A 1153-nucleotide genomic window follows, 5' to 3' on the forward strand; every position below is an offset into this window, starting at 1 on the left:
CGACGACATCATCCTCAACACGCGCGACTGGTATGACGAGAACGGTATCCGCCTGTACGCGGGCGACCCGGTTGCGGCAATCGATCGCAAACGCCGCGTCGTGCGCTCGCAAAGCGGCATCGAGGTGGGCTACGACCGGCTGCTGATCGCGACCGGCTCAAAGCCGTTCCTGATTCCGGTGCCGGGTCACCAGTTGCCGGGCGTGATCGCGTTTCGCGACATTCAGGATGTCGAAGCGATGCTCGCCGCTGCGCGCAGCCACCGTCACGCGGTGATCATCGGCGGCGGCCTCCTCGGGCTCGAGGCGGCCAACGGGCTGATGCGCCAGGGTATGTCGGTCACGGTCGTGCACGACACCGATAGCCTGATGGACCGCCAGCTAGACAGGAGCGCGTCGGCTCTGCTTCTGCAGACGCTGGAGCGCAAGGGTCTGCGCTTCCTGCTGAAGGCCCGCACCGCCGAAATCGTCGGACCGGAGCGTGTCACCGCCGTGCGTTTCGAGGACGGTACGGAGATTCCCGCAGACCTGGTGGTCATGGCAGCCGGGGTGCGTCCGAATATCGAACTCGCCAGGCAGTCGGGCTTGCACTGCGAGCGGGCCATCGTGGTCGACGATACTTTGCAGACCTACGATCCGCGTGTGTATGCGGTCGGCGAATGCGTGCAGCACCGCACGGCGACCTTCGGCCTCGTGGCGCCGATCTGGGACCAGGCGCGCGTCTGCGGCGCACACCTGGCCGGCGCGGGTCACCGCCGTTACGTGCAGCGCGCGACGGCCACCAAGCTCAAGGTTACCGGCGTCGACCTGTACTCAGCAGGCGACTTCATGGGGGGCCCGGACAGCGAAGACCTGGTGCTGCGCGATCCGCGGCGCGGCGTCTACAAGCGTCTAGTGCTCGAAGACAGTCGGGTGGTCGGCGCGGTCCTGTACGGCGATGTCAAGGACGGCGCGTGGTACTTCCAGCTGATCCAGGAGCAGACCGATATTTCCGCGCTGCGCAGCCAGTTGCTGTTCGGCAAGGCCCTATGTGAGGCTCAGGCCGCCTGAACCGGAATTCAATGTGAGTGCCCCCATCATTCTCACTCGCGCGCCTGACGGCAGTCAGGACGGCGGTCGGACCACGTGTCCCTATTGCGGCGGGGGCTGCGGTGT

General features: G+C 66.3%; 1 protein-coding gene. It reads left to right on the forward strand.

Annotated elements, in window-relative coordinates:
• Positions 1 to 1048 (forward strand): NAD(P)/FAD-dependent oxidoreductase (locus A6V37_RS01050; protein ID WP_075643393.1); only part of this gene is annotated, 1048 nt, incomplete at its 5' end.
• Positions 1049 to 1153 lie beyond the last annotated feature (105 nt).

The organism is Paraburkholderia ginsengiterrae (assembly GCF_001645125.1).
Taxonomy (GTDB): domain Bacteria; phylum Pseudomonadota; class Gammaproteobacteria; order Burkholderiales; family Burkholderiaceae; genus Paraburkholderia; species Paraburkholderia ginsengiterrae.